General features: G+C 57.5%; 23 protein-coding genes and 3 tRNA genes. 13 read left to right on the plus strand and 13 right to left on the minus strand.

Going from position 1 to position 25144, the window contains the following annotated elements; translation table 11 throughout:
• Window positions 1-75: 75 nt before the first annotated feature.
• The gene (locus MHN28_RS00565; protein WP_239334925.1) at window positions 76-933 is read right to left on the minus strand and encodes a DUF4396 domain-containing protein; all 858 of its coding nucleotides are present in this window, start codon (window positions 931-933) and stop codon (window positions 76-78) included.
• A gap of 189 nt (window positions 934-1122) precedes the next feature.
• Window positions 1123-3855, minus strand: coding sequence for a DNA gyrase subunit A (gene gyrA / locus MHN28_RS00570; protein ID WP_239334927.1), 2733 nt, complete (start codon window positions 3853-3855; stop codon window positions 1123-1125).
• Window positions 3856-4048: 193 nt separating this feature from the next.
• Here gyrA and MHN28_RS00575 point away from each other — a divergent pair, with 193 nt between their 5' ends.
• On the plus strand, window positions 4049-4318 hold the full coding sequence (locus MHN28_RS00575) for an usg protein (protein ID WP_239334929.1): 270 nt from the start codon (window positions 4049-4051) through the stop codon (window positions 4316-4318).
• A 105-nt stretch (window positions 4319-4423) separates the two neighbouring features.
• On the plus strand, window positions 4424-5119 hold the full coding sequence (locus MHN28_RS00580; RefSeq protein WP_239334931.1) for a hypothetical protein: 696 nt from the start codon (window positions 4424-4426) through the stop codon (window positions 5117-5119).
• On the opposite strand, the gene MHN28_RS00585 is transcribed toward MHN28_RS00580, so the two are convergent.
• The gene (locus MHN28_RS00585) at window positions 5120-6073 is read right to left on the minus strand and encodes a radical SAM protein (RefSeq protein ID WP_239334933.1); all 954 of its coding nucleotides are present in this window, start codon (window positions 6071-6073) and stop codon (window positions 5120-5122) included. It lies immediately after the preceding gene.
• 162 nt (window positions 6074-6235) lie between these two features.
• Between MHN28_RS00585 and zwf the strand changes: the two genes are divergently transcribed.
• The 4 genes from zwf (at window position 6236) to MHN28_RS00605 (ending at window position 11781) form a co-directional block, all read left to right on the plus strand.
• Window positions 6236-7690 (plus strand): glucose-6-phosphate dehydrogenase, encoded by a 1455-nt coding sequence (gene zwf / locus MHN28_RS00590; RefSeq protein ID WP_239334935.1) that lies wholly within the window; start codon window positions 6236-6238, stop codon window positions 7688-7690.
• Window positions 7687-8358 carry a 6-phosphogluconolactonase gene (gene pgl, locus MHN28_RS00595; protein WP_239334937.1) on the plus strand — a complete coding sequence of 224 codons (672 nt, stop codon included), beginning with the start codon at window positions 7687-7689 and terminating at the stop codon, window positions 8356-8358. Before zwf ends, pgl begins: the two co-directional genes overlap by 4 nt.
• Before the next feature lie 5 nt (window positions 8359-8363).
• A complete protein-coding gene (gene pgi / locus MHN28_RS00600; protein ID WP_239334939.1) occupies window positions 8364-9974 on the plus strand; it encodes a glucose-6-phosphate isomerase in 1611 nt (536 codons plus the stop codon).
• A gap of 187 nt (window positions 9975-10161) precedes the next feature.
• Window positions 10162-11781, plus strand: coding sequence for a long-chain-fatty-acid--CoA ligase (locus MHN28_RS00605; protein ID WP_239334941.1), 1620 nt, complete (start codon window positions 10162-10164; stop codon window positions 11779-11781).
• 20 nt (window positions 11782-11801) lie between these two features.
• Here the strand turns inward: MHN28_RS00605 and MHN28_RS00610 are convergent.
• From MHN28_RS00610 to MHN28_RS00620, 4 genes are all read right to left on the minus strand, one after another.
• A tRNA-Asn gene (locus MHN28_RS00610) sits at window positions 11802-11876 on the minus strand.
• Between the two features lie 234 nt (window positions 11877-12110).
• On the minus strand, window positions 12111-12410 hold the full coding sequence (locus MHN28_RS24945; RefSeq protein ID WP_370645642.1) for a DUF4156 domain-containing protein: 300 nt from the start codon (window positions 12408-12410) through the stop codon (window positions 12111-12113).
• Between the two features lie 268 nt (window positions 12411-12678).
• Window positions 12679-12753, minus strand: a tRNA-Asn gene (locus tag MHN28_RS00615).
• Between the two features lie 76 nt (window positions 12754-12829).
• Entirely contained in the window at window positions 12830-13744 is a 915-nt protein-coding gene (locus MHN28_RS00620; RefSeq protein WP_239334943.1) for an MBL fold metallo-hydrolase, read from the minus strand.
• A 44-nt stretch (window positions 13745-13788) separates the two neighbouring features.
• On the opposite strand from MHN28_RS00620, the gene MHN28_RS00625 reads away from it, so the two are divergent.
• Window positions 13789-15108: an ATP-binding protein gene (locus MHN28_RS00625; protein ID WP_239334945.1), complete on the plus strand. Its 1320-nt coding sequence runs from the start codon at window positions 13789-13791 to the stop codon at window positions 15106-15108.
• A 2-nt stretch (window positions 15109-15110) separates the two neighbouring features.
• Here MHN28_RS00625 and MHN28_RS00630 read toward each other — a convergent pair.
• Window positions 15111-15187 (minus strand) — tRNA-Ile (locus MHN28_RS00630).
• Between the two features lie 107 nt (window positions 15188-15294).
• Between MHN28_RS00630 and purM the strand changes: the two genes are divergently transcribed.
• From purM to rnd, 3 genes are all read left to right on the plus strand, one after another.
• A complete protein-coding gene (gene purM / locus MHN28_RS00635) occupies window positions 15295-16341 on the plus strand; it encodes a phosphoribosylformylglycinamidine cyclo-ligase (protein WP_239334947.1) in 1047 nt (348 codons plus the stop codon).
• The gene (gene purN / locus MHN28_RS00640; protein ID WP_239334949.1) at window positions 16338-16934 is read left to right on the plus strand and encodes a phosphoribosylglycinamide formyltransferase; all 597 of its coding nucleotides are present in this window, start codon (window positions 16338-16340) and stop codon (window positions 16932-16934) included. The genes purM and purN overlap by 4 nt, the downstream gene beginning before the upstream one ends.
• A gap of 108 nt (window positions 16935-17042) precedes the next feature.
• Window positions 17043-18200, plus strand: coding sequence for a ribonuclease D (rnd, locus tag MHN28_RS00645; RefSeq protein WP_239334951.1), 1158 nt, complete (start codon window positions 17043-17045; stop codon window positions 18198-18200).
• A gap of 6 nt (window positions 18201-18206) precedes the next feature.
• Here the strand turns inward: rnd and MHN28_RS00650 are convergent, their stop codons facing one another.
• The gene (locus tag MHN28_RS00650) at window positions 18207-18731 is read right to left on the minus strand and encodes a hypothetical protein (RefSeq protein ID WP_239334953.1); all 525 of its coding nucleotides are present in this window, start codon (window positions 18729-18731) and stop codon (window positions 18207-18209) included.
• Between the two features lie 139 nt (window positions 18732-18870).
• On the opposite strand from MHN28_RS00650, the gene MHN28_RS00655 reads away from it, so the two are divergent.
• Complete coding sequence (locus MHN28_RS00655; RefSeq protein ID WP_239334955.1) at window positions 18871-19281, plus strand: SufE family protein; 411 nt, start codon at window positions 18871-18873, stop codon at window positions 19279-19281.
• Between the two features lie 16 nt (window positions 19282-19297).
• On the opposite strand, the gene MHN28_RS00660 is transcribed toward MHN28_RS00655, so the two are convergent.
• The 3 genes from MHN28_RS00660 to MHN28_RS00670 form a co-directional block, all read right to left on the minus strand.
• The gene (locus MHN28_RS00660) at window positions 19298-19960 is read right to left on the minus strand and encodes a DUF1638 domain-containing protein (protein ID WP_239334957.1); all 663 of its coding nucleotides are present in this window, start codon (window positions 19958-19960) and stop codon (window positions 19298-19300) included.
• Window positions 19961-20035: 75 nt separating this feature from the next.
• A complete protein-coding gene (locus MHN28_RS00665; RefSeq protein ID WP_239334959.1) occupies window positions 20036-21070 on the minus strand; it encodes a Hint domain-containing protein in 1035 nt (344 codons plus the stop codon).
• A gap of 153 nt (window positions 21071-21223) precedes the next feature.
• The gene (locus MHN28_RS00670; RefSeq protein ID WP_239334960.1) at window positions 21224-21922 is read right to left on the minus strand and encodes a B12-binding domain-containing protein; all 699 of its coding nucleotides are present in this window, start codon (window positions 21920-21922) and stop codon (window positions 21224-21226) included.
• Between the two features lie 299 nt (window positions 21923-22221).
• On the opposite strand from MHN28_RS00670, the gene MHN28_RS00675 reads away from it, so the two are divergent.
• Window positions 22222-23286: a PA0069 family radical SAM protein gene (locus MHN28_RS00675; RefSeq protein WP_239334962.1), complete on the plus strand. Its 1065-nt coding sequence runs from the start codon at window positions 22222-22224 to the stop codon at window positions 23284-23286.
• A gap of 384 nt (window positions 23287-23670) precedes the next feature.
• Complete coding sequence (locus tag MHN28_RS00680; protein ID WP_239334964.1) at window positions 23671-23988, plus strand: hypothetical protein; 318 nt, start codon at window positions 23671-23673, stop codon at window positions 23986-23988.
• Window positions 23989-24429: 441 nt separating this feature from the next.
• On the opposite strand, the gene MHN28_RS00685 is transcribed toward MHN28_RS00680, so the two are convergent.
• Complete coding sequence (locus tag MHN28_RS00685) at window positions 24430-25113, minus strand: imm11 family protein (RefSeq protein ID WP_239334966.1); 684 nt, start codon at window positions 25111-25113, stop codon at window positions 24430-24432.
• Between the last annotated feature and the right edge of the window lie 31 nt (window positions 25114-25144).

A 25144-nucleotide genomic window follows, 5' to 3' on the forward strand; every position in this document is an offset into this window, starting at 1 on the left:
TGTGAAAGGCCGCTTTTTCCAGCGGCTTTTTCTTTGCCTCGACTGCCCTTTCTTGGGGCATTCACGGAAAGCGAGTTAGAATTCTATGGGAACAAACTGCGCTGTCACCCAAAGCGTTGCAATCAGCAGCGCATACGTGCCGACCACCCATGTCACCATTCGGGCCGACGACAGCGTGTGCATTTCCATCATACTGTGTTCGTTCATCTTCATGTCTTCTTGAGGCATCGCGCCCATTGGTCCCTCAGGGGATCGATGCCCTAATGCAGGCGCCGGTCCATCGGCCCCCGGAAGTGTCATACACCCATGCTTCAAATGGCGGGCGACCAACCACCAGTTCATGGGGAATGCGATTACCGCACCAACAACTGTAGCCAGGCTCATTCTGAACCAAAAGTCCGGGGTAAGCGGGTCTTCGGACCCTGGCCAAAGTGCAGCCAGTATCACCATTGTCGGGATCATCCCGGTCATCACGAAATTCATGGACACGGTTTCCGCGAATATTGTTTTGCGAACGGCCTGAGCATAGCTGCCAAACATGGGCAGCATCATCAGAGCCTGGAATATGAAAAGGCCTGAGATGAAACCGAAACTATATTCCACGAGTATGTCCCAGCCATTTGGCAGCGCAAAGAAATGCAGCAGAATAGCCGCCACAATGATTCCGGTTGCGTCGCCGGCAACGCAGTGCATTTCGCTGTTGATACCCTGCTTCCACGTGGCTTTGGTGAATTGATCATGGCCGCCCGGAAATGGGCGCCGGCAGGCCAACAGGTAAAAGAACAATCCGACTGGCCCGGTATATAGCGTTACAAGAATCCATGCCGCCCGCTGAACCCAACTTGTGACGCCGTTCGAAATCGAATCCCACAACACGAACAACACACTGACACCAGTAAGTAGAAACCAGACAAGCATAGCTCCGTTAAGCATCAGTAGTCTCCCACGATGAGGGGTTCAGGATTTTCATGACGTTAGCATGGTTTTCCCCAGTTCCGAGCAGTTTGGATTCCGCTGCCTACTTAGGACATCCCGGGCGGATTTAGAGATCGGTCGGAGATCAAACAAAAAAAGCCCCACAGCGCATCGCGCTACGGGGCTACTTCTTCGGTAAATTTGGATTTACTCGGCGTCTGTCTCGTCCTCATCGCCCTGATCAGCGATCCAGGCGACGCTAACGACCACTTCGCCTTTGCCGGTGTTGAACACCTTCACGCCGCCCGCCGAGCGGGACCGGAAGGAAATCCCTTCGACCGGCACTCGGATCGACTGTCCTTTGGACGTCGCCAGCATGATCTGGTCCTCAATATCGACCGGGAAAGATGCCACAAGCTCACCACCGCGCATCGCCTTGTCCATGGCGGCCACGCCCATGCCGCCGCGACCCCGCACCGGGTAATCGTGGCTGGAGCTCAGCTTGCCAGCGCCGCCAGCCGTGATCGTCAGGATCAGGTTCTCGGCCGCCGACATTTCAGCGTAGCGCTCTTGCGGCAGTACACTGTCGGCATTGCCTTCGTCCTCATCACTGCCGGTATCATCGGTGACGCCGGCCATCAGACGGCGCATCTTTAGGTAGGCCGCGCGTTCATCCGAAGAAGCTTCGAAATGGCGGATCACCGACATCGACACCACACGGTCGCCGTTGCTCAGCCTGATGCCGCGGACGCCGGTGGACTCGCGCGAGTTGAAAACGCGCACATCTGTGGTACGGAAGCGGATCGCGCGACCCGAGTTAGTGACCAGCATCACGTCTTCATCCTCGGAACAGATGCGCGCGTTAACCAGCTGGACATCCTCGGGCAACTTCATGGCGATCTTGCCGTTGCGTCGGACATTGGTGAAGTCCGACAGACGGTTGCGACGTACGTCGCCTGCACTGGTGGCGAAAACGATTTGAAGGTTTTCCCATTCTTCGTCCGGCACATCCACGGGCATGATCGCCGCGATGGAAACACCGGTCGGGATGGGCAGGATGTTGACAATCGCCTTGCCCTTGCCGGTCCGGCTGGACTGAGGCAAACGCCAGGTCTTGAGCTTGTAGACCATGCCTTCGGTAGTGAAGAACAGCAGTTGCGTGTGGGTGTTGGCCACAAAGAGGTTGGTGACCACATCCTCTTCCTTGGTCTGCATCCCAGACAGGCCCTTGCCGCCGCGTTTTTGCGCCCGGAAATCGGCCAGCGGAGTACGCTTGATGTAACCGCCCGAGGTGACGGTCACGACCATATCTTCACGTTCGATCAGGTCTTCGTCTTCCATGTCGCCGGACCAGTCGACGATCTCGGTACGACGTGGAACAGCGAATTGCTCGCGAACCGCACGCAGCTCATCACCGATGATCGACATGATGCGCTCGCGCGAGGACAGAATATCCAGATATTCCTTGATCTTAGCTGCCAATTGCTCCAGTTCGTCCGTGACCTCCTTGACACCCAGTTGGGTCAAACGCTGCAGGCGCAGGTCGAGGATGGCGCGGGCCTGAACCTCGGTCAGGTTATAGGTGCCGTCGTCGTTCATCTTGGACAGAGGATCGTCGATCAGGCGCAGATAGCCCTCGATCTCGGCCGCTGGCCAGCGGCGGGTCATCAGCTTTTCGCGCGCCTCGGCGGCATCGGCCGACGACCGGATCGTGGCAACGACTTCGTCTACGTTCGAAACCGCAACCGCCAGACCACACAGGATGTGGCTGCGTTCCCGCGCTTTGCGCAGGTCATAGGCAGTGCGGCGGGCAACGACATCTTCGCGGAAGTCGATGAATGAGGTCAGGAACCGGCGTAGTGTCAACTGCTCGGGGCGGCCACCGTTCAGCGCCAGCATGTTGCAACCGAACGAGGTCTGCATAGGTGAAAAGCGGAACAATTGGTTCAGAACCACTTCGGGCGTTGCGTCCCGCTTCAATTCGACCACGACGCGCACGCCGTTGCGGTCGGATTCGTCCTGCACGTGGCTGACGCCCTCAATCCGCTTTTCGCGAACCGCCTCGGCGATTTTTTCAATCATCGACGCCTTGTTCACCTGATAGGGGATCTCGTCCACGACAATTGCGTAGCGGTCCTTGCGGATCTCTTCGACGCGAGTCTTGGACCGGATGATGACGCTTCCGCGACCCTCCAGATACGCTTTACGCGCACCGGATCGGCCCAGCATAACGCCTCCAGTCGGAAAATCGGGACCGGGGACGTATTCGATCAGTTGCTCGGACGTCAGATCCGGATCGTCGATCAGCGCCAGCGTGGCGTCGACAACTTCACCCAGGTTATGCGGCGGGATATTAGTCGCCATACCCACAGCGATACCGCCGGCACCGTTGACCAGCATATTCGGGAAGCGCGCGGGCAGGACGGTCGGCTCTTTGTCCTTGCCGTCGTAGTTGTCCTGAAAATCGACCGTCTCTTTTTCGATATCGGCCAGCAGGGACGCAGCGGGCTTGTCCATGCGCACTTCGGTGTAACGCATAGCCGCCGGGTTATCGCCGTCCATCGAGCCAAAGTTGCCCTGACCATCCAGCAGCGGCAGCGACATCGAGAAATCCTGCGCCATCCGCACCAGAGCGTCATAGATCGCGCTGTCGCCATGTGGGTGGTATTTACCCATCACATCGCCAACCGGACGGGCCGACTTGCGGTACGCCTTGTCGTGCGTGTTACCCGTCTCGTGCATTGCGTAAAGGATGCGGCGGTGTACCGGTTTCAGCCCGTCGCGCAGATCGGGGATCGCGCGGGACACGATGACCGACATCGCGTAATCGAGATACGAGGTCCGCATCTCGGATTCGATTGAGACCGTCGGACCGTCGTAAACAGGGCGCTCCGGTGGGGTTTCATCCATGTTTTCAGGAATTTCTGGCGTATCGCTCACGTAAACTGCCCGTTTATTGTGCTGGGTCTATATCTTGTGGATGCACCTTATCAGACCCGGCACATAAGGTGCAAGCAAGCAACGATTTTGCGTGCGAAAAACCCCGGTAACACCAGAGTAACATATTGTTAACTAAGGATTAGGGGGATTTCGTGCTATGCTGAAGAGACCTTGCAATAAACTGGAGGTCTGCATGGAGCAAAGCGAAACGGAACTGATGCTCAAGGGGTACGGGCTGACGACTGCGGAATTTTTCTATCACATGCCCGACTATATTCACGTCCTCAACACATTCATCTGGCAGGATTACGACCTTGCGCCGGATCATCCCAAACTGTTCGATTTTATTGAATTCTGGCAACGCGAGATTGATGGACCACTGCATTCCGTGCGGTTTACGCACCGCAAGATGATTGCGCCCGGAGAATGGCGCAACGTAGTGGGTGAGTTTCGGGTGAACTAAGCACCTGAGCGGGTTTCTCAACCTGTCTAAGCAAAGACCCTTATACTTTTTTTGCACATTGGGTAACGTGTCTGCCAAGTCATTGGTCACATACGGAATCCCAGGATGCCCAGAGTTTTATTGTTTGCCGCAGCCGTTCTTCTTGGTGGACCTGCTTCTGCCGAAGGCGTTCTCGACAAAATCAAGAAAGGCGCGGAAAACACTGCGGGCGCTATTGGGCGCGGGGCAGAAAGTGTTGGTCAGACGATCGAGAAGGGCGCGACTGCGGTCGACGAAACGCTCACGTCCACGTCCGACCTGCTGTCGAATGAAGCCACGGCCGAAGAAACCCGTGCCAAGCTGGATGTCATGGCCTCAGAGGTGTTGGCGCAATTGTTGGAGGAAAACCCCGAGGCGCAGGCGCTTTATGACGTCAGCGCGGGGTATGCTGTCTTTGATTCCCGAAAGGTAACGGTGTTTCCGGTCTCGGCCGGTTACGGTCGCGGTGTCGCGGTAGACAAGGAAACGGGCCAGCACACTTACATGAATATGGGGACTGGCGGAGTTGGTGCAGCCATCGGGATAGGCGGGTTCGAGACCAGATTCGTGATCCTGTTCGAAACGCAGGCGGATTTGCAGCAATTTATCACTTATGGCTATGACGCCACTGCGGAATCCGGCGCCATGTACGGGGAAGAACGCACCGACGAAACGCTCAGGTTCACGAATGGTCGATCTTTCTTTGTGCTCAGCAAAAAGGGCTGGCGCGTCTCGGCCGGGGCCTCGGGTACCAAGTACTGGAAATCACCCGAACTGAACTGATCAGCCCGAGCAACTTGCCCCGCCCAAAACGCAGAACTTGGCGCAATGGGGGTGGTTCAGGTGAACGTCGGCTTCGGCTTCGGCCAGGGTCGTGCCCAATTCGAATTCCGGCTCATAGGGCAGCAGGGTGCAGGCCAGAACAGCAGGTCGATCCGCGCCTTTGCGTTTGACCACCATGCGCGCATTGGAACACATCACCTCGGCGGGAGATTTGTTCAGAATTCCCCAGCAAGCTGTTGTGATTTCAGGAACTTCGACAGTTTCGTCCATCTCTGGGAACAGAACGGTCTGGCCCGGATTCTGTGCGTCGATGTCAAAGCCGTGCTGTTTGAAAAAGGCATCATACCCTGCGCGGCTTTCTGCGTCGGTATCCCCCCAGACCGTGCGGCCCGCGATGGCTAAATTGAAACCGTTGTCGCGCAACCACTCCATGCCGGTGACTGTCTTGTCAAAGCTGCCTTTGCCGCGCTCTTCGTCGTGCAACTCGGGTCGGTAGTGGTCGACCGAAACTCGCAGGGTCAGTTTATCACCATAGCCGTTCTGCAGGTCCAGAAGTCCTTCGCGCATTTTGCGACGCATCATCGGTTGCATGGCATTGGTCAGAATCAGAACCTCGTATCCCCGCTCCAAAGCCGCGCAGGTCATGTCAATCATTTCGGGGTTCATGAAGGGCTCGCCGCCCGTGAAGCCAATTTCGCGCACAGGCCAGTTGCGCTCTTCGATCTGGTCCAGATAATCGCGGACTTCTTCAGCGGTAATATAGACCAGCGCGTCGTTGGTCGGACTGCTGGCTATGTAGCAGTTGACGCATTCGATGTTGCACAAGGTGCCGGTATTGAACCACAACGTCTCAGGATTGTTCAGCGCAACGGAGGCGCGGGTTTGTCCATCTGCTGTCACCAATTTGTTCTGAAACTTGCCGATATTGGCAGTGTGAGGCGCGTTGTCTTTCATTCCGGTATCCGGTTCCTTGAAGTCATCCTCTGATTTAACTGTTCGACTTGGGATAGTTAAGTAAGGCAGGACCGACCTGACAGAGTTTTGATGATGGGAATTTCGGCGTGATTGGTTGCGCTAACATTGGACATGCCCTTTCGGGCAAGGTAAGGAAAAGTCATGGTTTCTCGCGTCATACCCGTTGATCCGTTCGATCTCGTCATCTTTGGCGGGACCGGGGATTTGGCGCAGCGCAAGATTCTGCCTGCCCTGTTCCGGCGCTTTTGCGCGGGGCAATGGGCCGACGGCGTGCAAATCGTCGGTGCGGCGCGAACCGAGTTTGACCGGGAAGGATTTCGGGGCGTTGTAGCTGAATCATTGCGTGCCCACGCGGCGGCGCAGTGTCAGGACAAAGGCGCGTTGCGCGCGTTTTTGGACCGTGTCGATTATGTGAAGCAGGACGGCTATTCGGATGAAGGGTGGGACCAGCTTGCCAACAAGCTGAACCAGGACCGGGTGCGTGCATTCTACTTTTCGGTCGGGCCGCGCCTGTTCGGTCCTTTGGCCGAGCGGATCAAGGCAAATGATCTGGCGACGCCAGATACGCGCATCGTGGTCGAAAAGCCGTTTGGCCATGATCTGGACAGCGCGAAGGCCTTGAATGCAACGCTGGCCGCGCATTTCAGCGAGAGCCAAATCTACCGGATCGATCACTATCTGGGCAAGGAAACCGTGCAGAACCTGATGGCGGTTCGGTTCGGAAATATGCTGTTCGAACCTCTCTGGAATAGCCAATACGTTGATCACATTCAGATTACTGTGGCGGAATCCGTAGGAATCGACGGGCGGGAAGAGTACTATGAGCGCGCAGGTGCCATGCGCGATATGATGCAGAACCACCTGATGCAGTTGCTCTGCCTGATCGCGATGGAGCCACCGGCGAAGTTTGACCCGGATGCGGTGCGGGACGAAAAGTTGAAGGTCATCCGGGCCTTGGATCAGGTCGAACCGCATCACATTGTACGCGGACAGTTCGATGGCGGTGGCAACGCACCGGGCTATCGTGAGGTCGTGGGTAATCCACGCTCGACCACTGAAAGTTATGTTGCGCTGCGGGCGCATATCAGCAACTGGAGGTGGGCGGGTACGCCGTTCTACCTGCGCACGGGCAAGCGGCTGGTGGCGCGGTCTTCGGTGATCAATGTGATGTTTAAGGACGCGCCGCATTCGATCTTTGGCGAAGAGGCCGGGCGCCACGCCAATGTCCTGTCGATCCGGTTGCAGCCGAACGAAGGCATAACGCTGAAGGTGACGATTAAGGAACCGGGACCGGGTGGGATGCGTCTGGTCGACGTGCCCCTGGACATGAGTTTCGCCGAGGCCCTGGGGCCGGAAAATCAGGACCCGCCAGACGCCTATGAACGGCTGGTCATGGACGTGATACGGGGCAATCAGACCCTGTTCATGCGCGGCGATGAGGTCGAAGCCGCATGGGCGTGGACCGATCCGATCATAGCGGGCTGGCAGGCCCGTGGTGACGTACCTAAACCCTATGAAAGTGGCAGCACAGGTCCGGGCGACGCCGAGCTGCTGATGAAACGAGACGGTCGCCGCTGGCAAGGAATTAACCCATGAAGATTCAGGAATATGCCGACCGCGACATGCTGGCCATCGACGTCGCAAACGCACTGGCCGGAGAGTTGGAGTCCGCCCTGCTGCATCACGACATGGTCTCGTTGGCCGTGCCGGGCGGCACTACTCCGGGGCCTGTGTTTGACGGGCTTTGTGCGGCGGATCTGGAATGGGACCGCGTGCGGGTTCTGCCTACGGATGAACGGTGTGTTCCGGGTGATAGCGAAAGGTCGAATGAGCGTCTGATCCGGGAACGCCTGCTGACGAATCGGGCCTCGGTCGCCGAGTATGTTCCGCTGTATCTTGAAAGTAAGGAACCCGATGACGTGCTGCCAGAGATCGAAAGCCTGATCAATCCGGTGCTGCCGTTGTCGGTTCTGGTGTTGGGGATGGGCGAAGATATGCATACCGCCTCATTGTTTCCGGGGATGGATGGGCTTGAAGCGGCCTTGGACAGCCACGCGCCAACCCTCGCAGTCGCCCGGACCGAGACGCAGCCCGAAGCGCGTATTACGCTGACCGCGCCGGTGCTGGATGGTGCACTGTCCAAGCACCTGATCATCTATGGGGCCGCCAAACGCGACGCGTTGGAAAGGGCCATGTCCCTGCCGCCGGAAGAGGCCCCGATCGCCGCTGTGCTGAGTGGCATTACAGCTCATTGGGCGGAGTAATACAGATGGAACTGAGCCCTCTCAAAACCTTGGCGTCCGACGGTCAAAACCAGACCATTCTGGACCTGTTCGAAAGCGATCCGAACCGCGCGCAGGGCTATTCGGCCTCGACCGGTGATCTTCTGTTTGACTACTCAAAAACGCAGATCAACGGCGATGTCCGCGGCGCATTGATCCGTTTGTGCGACGAGGCCGGACTGGCCGAGCGGCGCGAGGCGATGTTCACCGGGCAAAAAATCAACGAAACCGAAGGGCGCGCAGTGCTGCATACGGCATTGCGCAATCTGGATGGCGGCCCGGTCGAAGTGGATGGGCTGGACGTCATGCCCGATGTGATGGACACGCTGCAACGGATGCGGGTCTTTGCCGAAGAGGTGCGCGGCGGTGCGGTTTCAGGGGCAGAGGGCAGCTTTACCGATGTTGTGAATATCGGCATCGGTGGCTCGGATCTGGGGCCGGTCATGGCAACGCACGCGCTGGCGCCGTATCACGACGGGCCACGGCTGCACTATGTGTCTAACGTGGACGGTGCGCACATCGCGGACACGCTGCGCCAGCTCGATCCGACTCGCACTCTGGTGATTGTCGCGTCGAAGACATTCACGACTATTGAAACCATGACCAACGCCCGGACGGCCCGGGCCTGGATGGAGGATGGCGGCGGCGATCCGACCAAACAGTTCGCTGCCGTATCCAGCGCTCTGGACAAGACGCAGGCTTTTGGCATCCCCGAGGACCGGGTCTTCGGCTTTGCCGATTGGGTTGGCGGTCGATATTCAGTCTGGGGTCCGGTTGGCCTTCCGGTGATGATCGCCGTCGGATCGAACGCATTCGACGCCTTCTTGCGAGGCGGGCAGGCGATGGATGTGCACTTCCGAGCTGCCGATTGGGCCGAGAACATGCCGGTCATGTTGGCTCTGGTCGGCGTCTGGCACCGTCAGGTCTTGGGCCATACCAGCCGGGCCGTTCTGCCTTATGATCAGCGCTTGCTAAGGCTGCCAGCGTATTTCCAGCAGTTGGAGATGGAATCGAACGGCAAATCCGTCGCCATGGACGGCAGTGATTTGGCCATGCCGTCCGGGCCTGTTGTCTGGGGCGAACCGGGTACGAATGGCCAGCATGCGTTCTACCAACTGATCCATCAGGGCACTGATGTGATTCCCTGCGAGTTCATGGTGGCCGCTGAAGGGCACGAACCCGAGCTCAAACACCACCACCGCCTTCTGCTGGCCAATTGCCTCGCCCAGTCCGAGGCGCTGATGCGTGGCCGTTCTTTGGATGAAGCGCGGCAGCGGATGGCTGACAAGGGATTGGAAGGTGCTGAATTGGAACGGCAGGCGCGTCACCGCGTGTTCCCGGGCAACCGTCCATCGACAACGCTGATCTACCCGAAACTCACGCCCTTTGTGCTGGGGCAGATCATTGCCCTTTATGAACATCGCGTTTTCGTAGAAGGGATTTTGCTTGGCATCAACTCATTCGACCAGTGGGGTGTGGAGTTGGGCAAGGAACTTGCCACGTCGCTCGGCCCGATCGTGGACGGAGACGAAAGCGCGTCCGGCAAGGACGGTTCGACTGCGGCTCTTGTTGCTTACGCAATGCGCCATCGGGATTAATAAGGCGTTTTTCGGCAGTCTGTCGCAAGGGCAGGCTGCATTCTCTTATTGTCAGACAATTAAATGATTGGCAGGGTCTGTTCTTAGGGAACCCCTGAACATCCCGTAACGCGAACGCGGGTTAATGTGTTCAGGCTGGCAGACGGCGCTGCCGCACAGACGTGGCGCTGACATAGGGAGGATGCCCATGCTGGGACAGATGATGACGCAGCCTTTGCTGATCTCGTCGCTGATAGATCATGCCGAACGCTATCATGGCCAAACCGAGATCTACTCGGTCGAAACCGATGGTTCGGTCACGAAAACCAACTGGGCAGAAGTGGCGAGAAACGCCCGAAAACTGGGGTCCGCGCTGACAAAGTTGGGTCTGGAGCCGCAGGATCGCGTCGGCACGTTGGCCTGGAACAACCGGCGGCATCTTGAAATCTACTATGCCGCTTCTGGTGCGGGCTTTGTGTGCCACACGGTCAATCCGCGCCTCTTCCCAGAGCAGCTGACCTATATCATCAACCACGCCAAAGACCGGGTTCTGTTCTTTGACGCGACCTTTATCCCTCTGGTTGCCGCCCTGCGCGAGCATTTGACCGAGGTTCGCCATCTTGTTTTGATGGGGCCGCGCAATGAGGACGCCATTGCCAAAATCCCGGGCGTCGAATTCTATGACGAACTGATCGAGACCGGGGACACCGATTTTCAATGGCCCAGCTTCGACGAAAACACCGCGTCGAGCCTTTGCTATACCTCGGGGACGACGGGTAATCCCAAGGGTGTGCTATATTCCCACCGTTCGACCGTTTTGCACAGCTTCGGATCGAATACCCGTGACGTAATCGGGTTTTCGGCTATGGATGTCGTAATGCCTGTGGTTCCGATGTTCCATGTGAACGCGTGGGGATCACCTTATGCATGCGCCATGTCAGGCTCGCGCATGGTGCTACCGGGTCCGGGGTTACATGGCGAAGCGCTGGTGAATCTGGTCGACACCTATGGCGTGACGCTCGCCATGGGCGTTCCGACGATCTGGCAGGGGTTGCTGGCCCACGCCGAGAAGTCTGGCAGTAAACTGGCCAGCCTGAACCGCACAGTTATCGGCGGCGCGGCTTGCCCGCCGTCAATGATCGAAACGTTCCGCGATACCTACGGAGTGGACACTGTCCACGCCTGGGGAATGAGCGAAATGAGCCCGCTGGGGACCACAAACCAGCCTATGGCCAAGCACTTCGATCTCCCGCAAGACGAGCAGCACAAGCTGCGCGAAAATCAGGGCCGCCCGCCATTTGGCGTAGAGCTGAAAATCGTTGATGATGACGGCAATGATCTGCCTCATGACGGTGTTACTCAGGGCGACCTGTTGGTGCGCGGGCACTGGGTGCTGGACAGCTATTTTCAGATGCAGGATGAAGAACTGCTGCAGGATGGCTGGTTTGCCACCGGAGATGTCGCCACTTTGGATCCTGACGGCTACATGACGATCCGCGATCGCTCCAAGGATATCATCAAGTCCGGTGGTGAGTGGATCAGCTCGGTCGAATTAGAAAACATCGCCGTCGCACACCCGAAACTCGCCACAGCGGCCGTCGTGGGCGTGCCGCACCCGAAATGGGACGAGCGTCCGCTACTCGTGGCAGTCAAAGCCGAAGGCGAAGACCCGACCGAGGGCGAATTGCTGGCCTTCTTCGACGGCAAAATCGCCAAGTGGCAGGTGCCCGACAAGGTTGTCTTTGTGGATGCATTGCCGCTTAACGCGACGGGCAAGGTTCTCAAACGAAATCTGCGCGCGGATTTCGAAGATGCCCTGACGGGCTAAGTGCCTGATATTGTTGTGAATGGCTCCGGCGGTAGGGATCGAACCTACGACCAATTGATTAACAGTCAACTGCTCTACCGCTGAGCTACGCCGGAACGGTTCGCGCCGTATAGCAACCTGTTTCTGCGACGTCCAGAGGGTGCGGCACATTTTTTTGGGATGAAAAAACGAACCAAGTTTCGGTGCCGAAACCGCGATAAGTAAGTGTGCGCTGATTCCGCGATTCCGGCGCGAACCAAAGTCGTCGAACTCAAGACCTGGACGTCATCAATTCGCGGCCCCAGGCGCTAAATCAAGGCGTCAAAACAGGGGTTTTCTGCTAGGACGCTCTAGGGGCATCTATACGCATCGCCTGAAACAAAGGTCCCACCATCGCTGGTCGAGCTTTGTGTCAAAACGAACCCATTGCCACCCATCGAGGCAACAGCGTTGCGCATTTTATTCTGCGCGCTTTCTGCATCCATCGGTGTGTCAAAGCCAAAAAGCTCCATTCCGCTTACAGGCCCCAAAAACTGACAGTTTTGAACGGTCTGAGGAGAGAGTTGCCTGACTTGCTGACCTTGTGGCGTTAGGTTTGTGCTACATGCCGCCACCAACGCCACACAAACGAATACCCAAATTCCACGCATCTCTGTCTCCTTCGCTGTCTCTCCCAAGAGAACAAAATTCACTGACGTCTTTGTCTCCAATCGAAATATTAAGAATTGCGAATATCAATTGGGTCGCGGGGCAAACTGCAAGATTTCCGGCTGCATTTGGTCCAGGTTTCACCGCTTTTACAGGGCTCGTAGACTGAGCGTTGACCGTGAGCGAAAATTCAGGGAATCAAGCCGTTACGCGACCGAACTACGCTGCAATCAAGCGCCGCGCACATGAGGTTTATGGCATTGAGGATTTTGGCTCCGGCGGTAGGGATCGAACCTACGACCAATTGATTAACAGTCAACTGCTCTACCGCTGAGCTACGCCGGAACTGAGGGGCGTATAACAATCCTATTTTTTGCCGTCCAGAGGGGAACTGCATCAAACGGAAAAAAGTTTCGTTTGGTCACGCCGACCTTGAAAATTTGGCATCCACCGACAGCGTTCCGGGTGTGGAAACCTGTGATTTCCCATTTAGATCAACGAGATGGGCGAACACGTTGCGTTCGGCCGCTGGCAAAAGTGCTGCAGGTGTATCGGTGTAGATACGCTCGGCAAGTTGGCGGGCTGTTCCGGACTGATCCTCCAGCGCTGCCAGTATCTGAGCCTCGCGCGTCAGCCGGTGATTGATCAACCAGTCCAACCGTCCCGCCGGGTCCGTGATCGGAGCGCCATGCCCGGCGTGAAACAGTGACCAGTTCCGGTCGCGCAACCTGTGGCAAGCCTGCATGAAATCCGTCAGATCCCCGTCTGGGGGAGAAACCAGAGAACTGGCCCAGCCCATGACGTGATCGGCAGTAAAGCAAACCTCGCCCCAGCCCAGGGTGATATGGTTGCCCAGATGGCCGGGCGTGTGAATGACCTCGAGATCCCAGCCATCCCCTTCAATGATCTCGCCATCGACAACTTCGATGTCCGGGCGGAACGCCGCATCGATCCCTTCGCCGCCGCCAGCCAAGCCCTGGAGTGCCAGTTGGGTCATCACTGCGCTGCGCCCGGCCTGGGGTCCACCAAAGGCCAGTATGGGCGCACCTGTGCGGGCTGCCAGCGGTGCGGCAAGGGGCGAGTGATCCAGATGGCTGTGCGTAACCACGATATGGCTGATGCGCTGGCCGGGCAGCAGAGCGTCCAGAATCGCGTCAAGATGCGCGTCGCTCAGGGGACCGGGATCAATGACCGCCAGATCACGCTCACCCAGCAGATAAGTGTTGGTGCCGCGAAAGGTCATGGGCGAGGGGTTTGGGGCCAGAATCCGTCGCAGACCAGGCTGCAATTCAATCGCATTGCCAGGGGGCGGGTTGAAATCGTCGGGCACCTGCATTCTGCACTCTTTCTCTTGCCGGATCAGCCCGTTAGGTTTAGCGCATGTCCAGTCAATGGCTCAAACACTATATGCCGCGCAGCCTCTACGCCCGGGCAGCACTGATTCTGGTTCTCCCGGTGATCGTTCTGTTGCTGGTCGTTGGGATTGCTTTCCTGCAAAAACACCTCGAAGACGTCACGACACAAATGACCAGGACCGCCACGCGAGAGGTGACTCTTGTGCTTGAGACGATGGAAGGGGCGGAAACTCAGCAGGAGGCTCTGGCCGCCATTCGTCTCGATCTGATGGCGCTGGATATGAAAGCGCGCTTCGTTGACATTGACGATGAGCCTATTGTGGATCGGCGCCGGTGGTATGACTTTATCGCGCCGCAGGTCGAGACCAATTTGCGGGCGGGCCTGCCCGATCTGGTCGCCGTCGCCTTGCCGACCGGGGATGAGGCGCGGCTTTATCTTCAAACCGATCTTGGTCTGTTGCAGTTGACGCTGGACCGGCGGCGTCTGTCGCCCACAGCACCGCACCAGTTGATTGTGACCATGATGTTTTTTGCCGTTGTGATGACCTCGATCTCTTTCTTGTACATGCGGAATCAGCTGCGGCCGATCACTCGGCTGGCTGACGCGGCACAGGCCTTTGGCCGCGGCAGAGTCGTGCCCTATTCACCCGGTGGGGCCATCGAAGTGCGCGCGGCCGGAAACGCTTTTTTGGATATGCGGGCTAGAATTGAACGACAAATGGAACAGCGCACGATGATGCTGTCCGGTGTTAGCCACGATCTGAGAACCCCGCTGACACGCCTTAAGCTGGGGCTTTCGATGCTGCCCGAGGACGAAGCCGCCCCGATGCAGCAGGACGTGGATGAGATGCAGCTGCTATTGGATGCCTTCCTGGATTTCTCACGCGGGGCGTCCGAGGGCGCGCCGGAAGAGGTGGAGCCCGAATCGCTATTGCATCAGATTGTCGAAGATGCGCGGCGGGCGGGTTACAAGGCCCAACTGGTCTCGGTCGAAGGGCAGGGCACAGTCATGCTGCGACCAACGTCCATTCGCCGTGCGGTCGAAAATCTGATCGGGAATGCCGTTCGATACGGCAATCGGGCCGAGATCAGCTTGTCCATGACCCCTAAGACGCTGCGCATCCGGGTCGAGGATGATGGGCCGGGCATTCCCGCGGAACAGCGGACTGAGGCGTTAAAGCCGTTTTCGCGCCTGGATCCCGCACGCAACCAGAATCAGGGCACCGGTGTCGGTCTTGGTCTGGCGATCGTATCGGACATCGCCCGCGCGCATGGCGGCGTTCTGCGCCTTGGTAAAAGCGAACGTCTGGGTGGGTTGTGCGCGGATATTATCATCGGACGGTGATTTGGTAGGCCCGGCAGGACTTGAACCCGCAACCAAAGCGTTATGAGCGCTCTGCTCTAACCAATTGAGCTACAGGCCCGCCTGAGCGCTTTGAGTATCACGGTGAACGCCCGCGTCAAGCCTGACCGTTGCAACATGTCCAACAATCGAATAACCCGCGCGGGAACCATTCATAAGGGGTTGGCCATGACGACGGGCAAGAACGGAATCACCTATGCCGATGCGGGCGTTGATATTGATGCGGGGAATGCTCTGATCGACCGGATCAAACCGGCGGCAAAACGGACCAACCGCTCGGGGGTCATGACCGGCCTCGGGGGATTCGGCGCATTATTCGATCTGAAGGATGCCGGATATCAAGACCCGATTCTGGTCGGGGCCACCGATGGTGTCGGCACCAAGCTGCGTATTGCCATCGACACGGGCGTGGTTGATGGCGTTGGCATTGATCTGGTCGCTATGTGCGTCAATGACCTGATCTGTCAGGGCGCTGAGCCTCTGTTTTTCCTCGACTATTTCGCCACCGGCAAATTGGACACCGATACTGCCGCGCGGATCATCGAAGGCATTGCCGAAGGCTGCGTGCAATCCGGATGTGCCCTGATCGGTGGCGAAACTGCCGAAATGCCGGGGATGTATCCGGATGGTGACTTTGATCTGGCCGGTTTCTCGGTCGGTGCGATGGAACGCGGTGCGCATCTGCCTGCCGGGGTTCAGGAGGGCGACGTTCTGTTGGGGCTCGCTTCGAATGGGGTGCATTCGAATGGTTATTCGCTGGTGCGTAAACTGGTCGAGATGTCCGGGTTGGGCTGGGATGCAGCCTCGCCCTTTGGCGAGGGTTCGTTGGGTGAGGCTCTGCTGACGCCAACGCGCCTTTACGTGAAGCCCGCGCTGGAAGCGATCCGGGCAGGGGGCGTGCATGCACTGGCCCACATCACTGGCGGTGGCCTGACGGAAAACTTGCCGCGCGTCCTGTCTGATGACCTGGGCGCCGAGATCGACCTGAACGCTTGGGACCTGCCGCCCGTCTTCCGCTGGATGGCTGAAACCGGTGGAATCGTCGAAGCGGAAATGCTTAAAACATTCAACTGCGGCATCGGCATGATCGTCGTATGTGACGCGGATCGCGCAGATGACCTGGCGGCGTTGCTGTCTGATTCCGGTGAAACGGTCGCGCGTTTGGGTACGGTGACAAACGCGCCGGGAATGGCCTATTCGGGCAACCTGCTGTGAGCCATAAGCGCGTCGCAATCCTGATCTCGGGGGGCGGCTCCAACATGGTGTCGCTGGTCGACAGCATGACGGGCGACCACCCGGCACGTGCTTGCCTGGTCCTGTCCAACGATCCCAACGCGGGCGGGCTGAAAAAGGCGGCAGAACGGGGTATCCCCACGGCGGCCGTGGATCACCGCCCGTTCAAAGGGGATCGCGCCGCGTTTGAAGCGGAGTTGTTGAAACCGCTCGAGGCGGCCCAACCCGACATCGTTTGCCTTGCCGGATTCATGCGGGTCCTGACGGGCGATTTCGTTTCACGTTTTCAGGGGCGGATGCTGAACATCCACCCATCTCTGCTGCCGAAATATAGGGGTCTGAACACCCACGCGCGTGCGATCGACGCCGGGGATGCCGAGCATGGATGCTCGGTCCACGAGGTCACAGCAGCCCTGGATGACGGACCGATATTGGGGCAGGCGCGGGCGAACATTGAACCCGGCGATACGTCCGAGGCTTTGGCCGCACGGGTATTGGTTTGGGAACACAGGCTTTATCCCGCAGTGTTGCGCCGTTACGCCAGTGGGGATCGGACTCCGGTGTTGCTGCCCTGAACGTCTCAGGGTGATTTACACGCGTGTCATATTCAGCCTATGGTCCGCAATACGGCTGGGTACGGTAATGATCGGCCGCACAGAACAAGAGCAAGAACAGCATCGCGCATGAAAACCCTGACAACGACGCAAGAGCTGGCCGACTTCTGCAAGGCCGCGGCGGAATATGACTATGTCACTGTAGATACCGAGTTTCTGCGCGAACGGACCTACTATTCAAAGCTCTGTCTGATTCAGCTTGCGGTTCCATCCGATGACGAGGACAGTGCTGTTCTGGTCGACCCGCTGGTCGACGGCATGTCGTTGGACCCGCTTTATGATCTGTTCCGTGACGAGAGCGTGGTCAAAGTGTTCCACGCCGCGCGGCAGGATCTTGAGATTTTTTGGGTGGAAGCGTCCGTATTCCCCAAACCTCTGTTTGACACGCAGGTCGCCGCGATGGTCTGCGGGTTTGGCGAGCAGGTGGGCTATGAAACGCTGGTGCGCAAGATCTGCAAACAGGGTGTCGACAAGACTTCGCGCTTTACCGATTGGTCACGGCGGCCTCTGTCTGATGCGCAAAAGACCTATGCGTTGGCTGACGTGACGCATTTGCGCCAGATTTACGAACACCTCGCGGCCCAGCTGAAAAAGTCGCAGCGCAGCCATTGGGTGTCTGAGGAGTTGCAGACGCTGACCCAGCCCGCGACCTATGACATTCGTCCCGAGGATGCGTGGAAGCGGGTAAAGACCCGAACAAATTCGGCCAAGTTTCTGGCCGTGGTGCGGGAACTGGCACAGTTTCGCGAGGCGTACGCGCAGGAAAACAACGTTCCGCGCAGCCGGGTCTTCAAAGATGATGCACTGATTGAGCTGGCCTCGACCAAGCCCAAATCTCCGTCCGATCTGGGCGGATCACGCTTGCTGCTGCGCGAGGCGCGCAAGGGCGCGATCGCTGACGGTATTCTGGCGGCCGTGAAGAAGGGGGTGAATTGCCCCGCAGACCGACTGCCACGCGTGGATAACAGCCGCGATAAGCTTAAAGTCAATCCGGCACTGGCGGATTTGCTGCGCGTCTTGCTGAAATCCAAGACCGAAAGCTCTGGCGTGGCGGCCAAACTGATCGCCACAAGTTCGGAACTGGATCAGCTTGCCGCCGGCGAACGCGAATTGCCCTCGATGTCAGGGTGGCGCTTTGAGGTTTTCGGCGAAGATGCCCTCAAACTGTGTGATGGCAAAATCGCCTTGGCCGCAAAGGGGCAGTCCGTAAAGGTCGTGTCGCTTTAGCGGCGATTAACGCCGCCGGGACTCCAATGCGTTTTGTTCACCCCGGACGCGGACAAGGCGGACATTCTGCAGTTCTTTCAAGCCGATATTAGACGCGTCTGTGACCTGCCGAGACCTTTCGGTGCCCAGATTTGTTGCGTATTCCGGGTAACTGACCTCGAACGTGTATTCCAGAATACCATTCTTTTCGTTCTCTGCGTTTTCAACACGAACAAGGCGGGCGTTGTAGGCACCCTGTCTTGAGGCCGTGCCCGTGGCATAGACGATTGCACCGGACGGCGTGGGCTCAATCCGAAGCTCGTCGATCTTTGTGATCGGAAAGCTGATCTCTTCTTCTTCGGGTCTTCCGAACAGTCTGACCCCGTCGCGTTGCTCGGGGACCAAGGCATTGGCATCATTTGTAGATACCTGCACGGGAGCTGGTGTGCTGGACCCGAACCAGTTGGACGGGTTGACCCGCGACTCGCTCCAGCCGCTGCAGGCGGACAGTGCCAGTGCGCTGACCATTAGAACAGGTATTGATTTTTTCATGGTCCCAAAGCCCAGAGAAGTAATTTGAGCAATGGGTTATCTTAAATTCCGAAGTTTGAAAACCCACGCCGGGACTGGACAGGTGCCCAACGGAGGCATAGGTCACAAATGTGATCGCAACAAAAAGGACCGCCCCGAAATGGCAACGCCCGCCTTTGAGGAAATCGTCGAGGATTTCGAATTTCTGGATGACTGGGAAGACCGGTATCGCCATGTGATTGATCAGGGCAAGGCGATGGAGCCGCTGGACGAAGCCTTGAAGGTTCCCGCCACCAAGGTTCACGGCTGCGCCAGTCAGGTCTGGCTGCATCCTGTGATCGAACGTGGCGTGTTCCGGTTCGACGGCGACAGCGATGCGCTGATCGTGCGAGGGCTGATTGCGGTGCTGCGGTCCTTGTACAACGGCCTGCCTGTGAATGAGGTTCCAAAGGTCGATGCCGGGGGGGAATTGGCGCGTCTGGGATTGCACGACCACCTGTCGGCACAACGCTCCAACGGTCTGCGGTCTATGATTGAGCGCATTCGAGAGGTTGCTCAGGAAAACGCCTGACCGCTGTGCCAGTCCGTCAGCTGTGGCGCGCGGCCCATTCGGTAAGTGTCGATTCCAAATCGCCATACCCGGTAAAGCGGCGTTCGAATGCCAGGCCCATCCGCTCGGCGCATTCGCGGGCGCGCGCGGTCAGCTCCGGGTCGTCGGTTTGGGCCTGATAGACCAGCTTGGTGTAGTTGCCGAAATACATGTCGCGCAGCTCGGGGTGGCGGTCCAGCCCCAGCGGTTTCCAGACAAAGGCGTCAAACTGGCGAGCGAGAAAATCCGTCAGATAGAACGCGGTCGTTTCATCGTCGCCATGTTCCTCAAAGGCTTGATTCCCTTCGAAAAAGGAATAGCAATGCGGGCCTTTGATCATCTCGACGCCCATTTCCTCGCAGGCCTTCTGCAACAATCCTCCGGTGCCGCAGTCGGCGTAGACGACATAGACCTGGTCAAAGTTGCCGCGGTGTTTGGCAACGGCTTCCTCGACCGCTTGTGTGATCCGTTCGGGGTGGACGTGCAAAATGGCGGGCAGGCAGGTCAGGGTCATGTGATCCCAGCCGTTGCGCTTTTTCAAATGCAGGATTTCGCGCGCAAGTGCACCGCAGGCCAGCAGCAGAATACCGCCCTGGCGACCGTTTTCGGTGTAGCCCTTTGACGTCAGGCTTGCATCATCCGGTGTGCTGTTCTGCTGCATCGTTTAGTTCCCAAAGGATTGCAGCATCAAAGAATGAATGCCGGATCAAAGCAAGCCCGCTTCCGACATAGTGTGTCAGGCCACCGACGCGCGGGTTTCGAAGGATTGAAGCGACGGACGGGCAGGGGGGCCATAGGCGGTGATCCCGTGATCCGCGAGTTCGGGAAACAACGTCAGGATCTCTTGCCGGGTTGCATCCTCAAGACTGTTCCAGGCCTGGATGCCCGGGTGGAAGCTTTCACTCAGGCAGCCTTCGGCCCAGATCAACTCGTGTTGATCGAACATCAGGTGGTAATAGGTCACAAGTCCGCCGGGCCGCATCACGATATCATGGCCGTTCACCAGTTGCTTGGCCGGAGCGAGAGCCTCGGCATGGCCTGAGTGCAGCTCGACTCTCCAGTCGCTGACCAACATTCTGTGCTGTGGCGAGACCAACAGGTCGCGACTATTCCCAAGCGCGCCTGCCTTTATCAGAACGGGCGTAAACGCCCCCGCAGCGCGCGCGGTTTGCGATCCAATCCAGCGCAGGGTCTGTATTCCGTGGTCCAGTGTCGGAATCTTGTCACCCGCGCGTAAATTTTCGACCGCGACCATACCTTTCTCCGTTTCGATCAGCGTGCCGGTCGTGAAGCATCTGGCGATGTCCCATTCTTGGCGGTCCGCATTCAATCCGGGTGTTGTGGCTACGTTGATACTGTCCAGTGTCAAAGACCGGATGCCCTGTGCCTCCAAGGCGGCTTGATCCGAATTGGCCGAAAACTCGGGGACCAGAAAAGTGTTTCCAAAAACGTCCTGCGCTATGACGGCCGTAATGTTGGCCGTCGTTCCATCAACATAAGTGATCGTGGCATTATACGCGACCGCAGCGTCGAAAAGGGTTGTGGCGCCATCGATTGCGAAAAAATCGAAGTCAACGTTTGCGTCGTTTTCGTATGTCCCGCCGGTATTTCCGACAGGGCTCCAGACAACGGCATCGTTCAGCAGGGGGTCTCCGGGGCTGCCAAAGGTTTGACCTACCAATGCCCCCGCGTTCTCGGCGGTATTGTTGCCCTCGGTCGGGTCGATAATAGCAAGTTGTCCAAGAAAAATTGCGTTGAAGGTCGTCGCCATCGCCTACCTCAAAAACTCGTTAACGGGGTTCGCCAAACACGCGAACGTAATCTTCACAAAGGCACATTGGCAAAATTTAGCAGGTTTTCAAGCCGCTAAATAAAAAAGGCTGCCCCCGATGGGACAGCCTAGATCATTTCTATGTTACTGTGATCAGCCGGCAAGCTGATTGTGCTTGCGAGACACAAAGTCCTTGGCGGTTTCCACTGCTACGGCCGCGTCACGGCAATATGCGTCGGCTCCGATAGCCTTGCCAAATTCTTCGTTCAGAGGCGCACCGCCAACCAGAACGATGTAATCTTCGCGCAGGCCCTGTTCGACCAGCGTGTCGATGACGACCTTCATGTAAGGCATCGTGGTGGTCAGCAGGGCGGACATGCCCAGAATATCGGGCTGCTCGGATTCCAGAGCTTCCAGATAGTTCTCGACCGGGTTGTTGATGCCAATATCCACGACTTCAAAACCGGCACCTTCCATCATCATCGACACGAGGTTCTTGCCGATGTCGTGGATGTCGCCTTTCACGGTACCGATAACCATCTTGCCAACGCGCGGGGCGCCGGTTTCGGCCAGCAATGGCTTCAGAATGGTCATGCCACCCTTCATTGCGTTTGCGGCCAGCAGAACTTCTGGAACGAAAAGGATGCCGTCGCGGAAGTCATGGCCCACGATTGTCATACCACCGACCAAGGCTTTGGTCAGAATGTCATACGGCGTCCATCCGCGTTCCAGCAGGATGTTCACACCTTCTTCGATCTCTTCTTTCAGGCCGTCATAAAGATCGTCGAACATCTGTTCGACAAGCTCGTCGTCGTTCAGTTCGGACAGGACGATGTCTTCTTCATCGGACATGGGGCATTTCCCTGTGCTGGTCGGGCATTACGCCCGTGGTGGCATTTTTTCCGTTTTGGCCATTTCGTCGCAGTTCGACTGTGACGATTGCGACCTCGGCGGTTCCGGGACCGACCTATAGGGCAAATTCTTCGATGCCACGATGGAATTTTCTGCAAGAACATCCTGCAATTCGTTCACATCCGGCGAATTACGACGGAATCCAGCTTGGTGCAGGGCAAGGCAGAGAATCTGCTTTTGCTTGTCGAATGACGAAACAGGGTATATCTGTTGGGAGTGTGAACATAACGGGAACAAAAATGCCTGCACTCAACATTCGGGCCCGAGGAGTGGCGACCAATGACACAGGCAGATTCGAACGGTTTGAAACTGTGCCCTGCGAGGATGGGTGGGACCCGGGCGATGACCTTCCTCCGCTGAGGACGGAGGTCCGCGAAGAAGTCGCGCGCAGCGTTATCACGTATAACCGCTCGCCCGACCTGCCTTTCGACCGTTCGATCAACCCGTATCGGGGCTGTGAACACGGGTGCGTGTATTGTTTTGCCCGTCCAACGCACGCCTACCTTGGACTGTCTCCGGGGTTGGATTTCGAAACCCGGCTGATTGCCCGGCCAAATGCCGCGGACGTTCTTAGAAAAGAGCTGTCGTCGACGCGGTACAAAGTGGCCACCATCGCGATGGGAACGAATACAGATCCGTATCAACCGGTAGAGAAAAGCCAATTGATTACGAGGTCATGCCTGTCGATCCTGCAGGAATTCCGACACCCGGTGGCCATCGTAACCAAAGGGGCGATGATCGAAAGGGATCTGGATATCCTGGCCCCGATGGCACAGCTTGGTCTGGTCCGGGTTGGTATCTCTTTGACCACTTTGGACCCGGACCTGTCGCGCCGAATGGAGCCGCGTGCGCCGTCCCCCTTGCGTCGTTTGGCGACGATCCGGCGGTTGATCGAAGCAGGGGTGCCGGTGCGCGTCATGACATCGCCGTTGATCCCAGGGCTGACCGATCACGAGCTGGAAAACCTGCTTGAGGCGGGCCGGGACGCCGGCGCTGATTCCGCGAGCTGGATCATGCTGCGCCTTCCCCGAGAGGTCTCGGACCTCTGGCAGGCTTGGTTGCAGGACCACGAACCGGCTCGGGCCGAGAAAATCATGTCCAAGCTGAGGGAAATGCACGGCGGTCGCGACTACGATCCGCGCTGGGGTCACCGCATGCGGGGCGAGGGGGAGTATGCCGGGCTCGTCGCCAAGCGGTTCAAACTGGCTGTCAAACGCCTTGGGCTTGCAACGAAAACGCCGTCATTAAGATGTGACCTGTTTTCCAAACCTGCTCAGGCCGGCGATCAGTTGAACCTGTTCTAAAAAAAGGAGGTGTCCGCAAATCGTGTTGGTAAATTTCGCCGTGCAGTAAAAAAAGCCTATATCACTTCACCTTTTGAGTGGAGGATACCCTTGCTACAATGCGACTTTCGCCGTTTTCTCGATGCTCTCGACGAGTTGAACCCTGCACAGATCGAGGACGCCCAAACGAAGATTCAGGATCTTCGACGACAGACTGAAGCGATTTCGGAAATCGAAGCAAGGACTAACCGAGAACACGGGTGTCCATTCTGCGGAGACGATAGGCGTCAAAAATGGGGACGCACCCGAACTAAGGTTCAGCGAGATCGGTGCCGCAGCTGTCAAAAGACGTATTCAGGTCCGATTGGCTCCACCATTGGTCGCCTCCATCGACCTGACATGTTCATGGTGGTCCTTCGCGACATGCTGGGCAGCTCTGCCCCTCAGTCGGTGCGCAAACTCACGCGCCGACTTGGGCTCAACAAACACACCATTTGGCGCCGGCGGATGCTGGTTTTCTCGATCATCGAAAGCGGCTCGATCCCGAGTTTTGCTGGAATCGTAGAGGCCGACGAAACCTACCAAAGGGAATCCCGCAAGGGTTCACGTGAGTGGGTTCGGCAGTTAACCGATCCACGGAATGTCGCGCAGCTGCCGCGTCCAAGGTGGGGGGACTTCACGACGAAGGGAATGAAGATGATGCGCGGTCTATCGAAGTGGTAACTCCCCATTTTGACTGTTGCTGATCGTGGCGGCGCTCGTCTTTTCCAGCGGTTTCCGGACCGGAAGGGCGTGACACTGGAGCGGGCGATGCAGCCACTCGTGCCAAGTGACGCTGTGCTCTGTTCGGACGGTGCCAGTGGCTATGCTTCTCTGGCGAGGAAAGGCGGGATTGAGCATTTTGTCGTCGGGTCTAAGCCGGGGACTCGTGTAACCGCCGGCTGCTACCACATCCAGAATGTTAACTCGCTCCACGCCCGCTATGGCGGGTTTATCCGACCGTTTCGCGGGCCTGCCATAAAGAACCTCAATGGCTACATTCGTTGGCTGGAGGTGCGGCTTTCAGGGCTTCGACCTGCGGAGATTATTCAGGCATTATAGACCCAGCATAGCACTTGGCAGAAATGTCAGCTCAAGGCGCGTGTTCGGTGACTAAATGCGCTGTCAGACGACACCCCAAAGGCTTTCTACTTCAAAGCCTTCAATGCCTTCAGCTTCCATGTCCGCTAACAGAGCGTCAGAGATAAAATTGAAATCACCTCGAAACCGGAAATCCCGCCACGCGGTTAAACCTTCGATTTCGGACTCCATCAACTTCAGGCCTTTGGCGGTCCTGCCGCCACCGCTTCGGTATGTCCACATGTGATTTCCATCCACCGGACCTGCAACCGTCGCAACGCCCAAGCAGGTTGGGTCCACTGCATCCACTTTGCGGTAGACGTTCCATGCAAAAAAATCTGCAGAGTAAAGCGTCCCGTCTTTGCGATAAATCTCAAGTGGAAAGAAGGTCATCCCATCGCGATCACTCAGGTGAAGCTCAATGATCCCTTTCAGCTTCGCACTCACAACATAGCCCGTTCCAGAACTTTCAATAAAGTCAGGAAGCTCAGCTCCTTCGGCCAGTTTAAGCTTACGGGCCACATGTTCCGGGGCGCGGGCGCGCTCCGCACGCAAAAATTCGATCATATATGGATCGTCGAAATGATGCGTCAAAATGTATTTCGTTTCAGCTTCCTTTTCTAAATCAACCCCTGTGGTCACCCGTGCCTTTTCGGCTTCATCAAAGGCAATCAAACGAAACTTGTCGTAAAACCGACCACCGAACTGCTTTTGGATCAATGCTGGCATCAAGCTTTCTCCTTCGGAGTGGTTATATTCG

Origin of the sequence: Ruegeria sp. Ofav3-42, from assembly GCF_022347725.1 — a bacterium.
Taxonomy (GTDB): domain Bacteria; phylum Pseudomonadota; class Alphaproteobacteria; order Rhodobacterales; family Rhodobacteraceae; genus Ruegeria.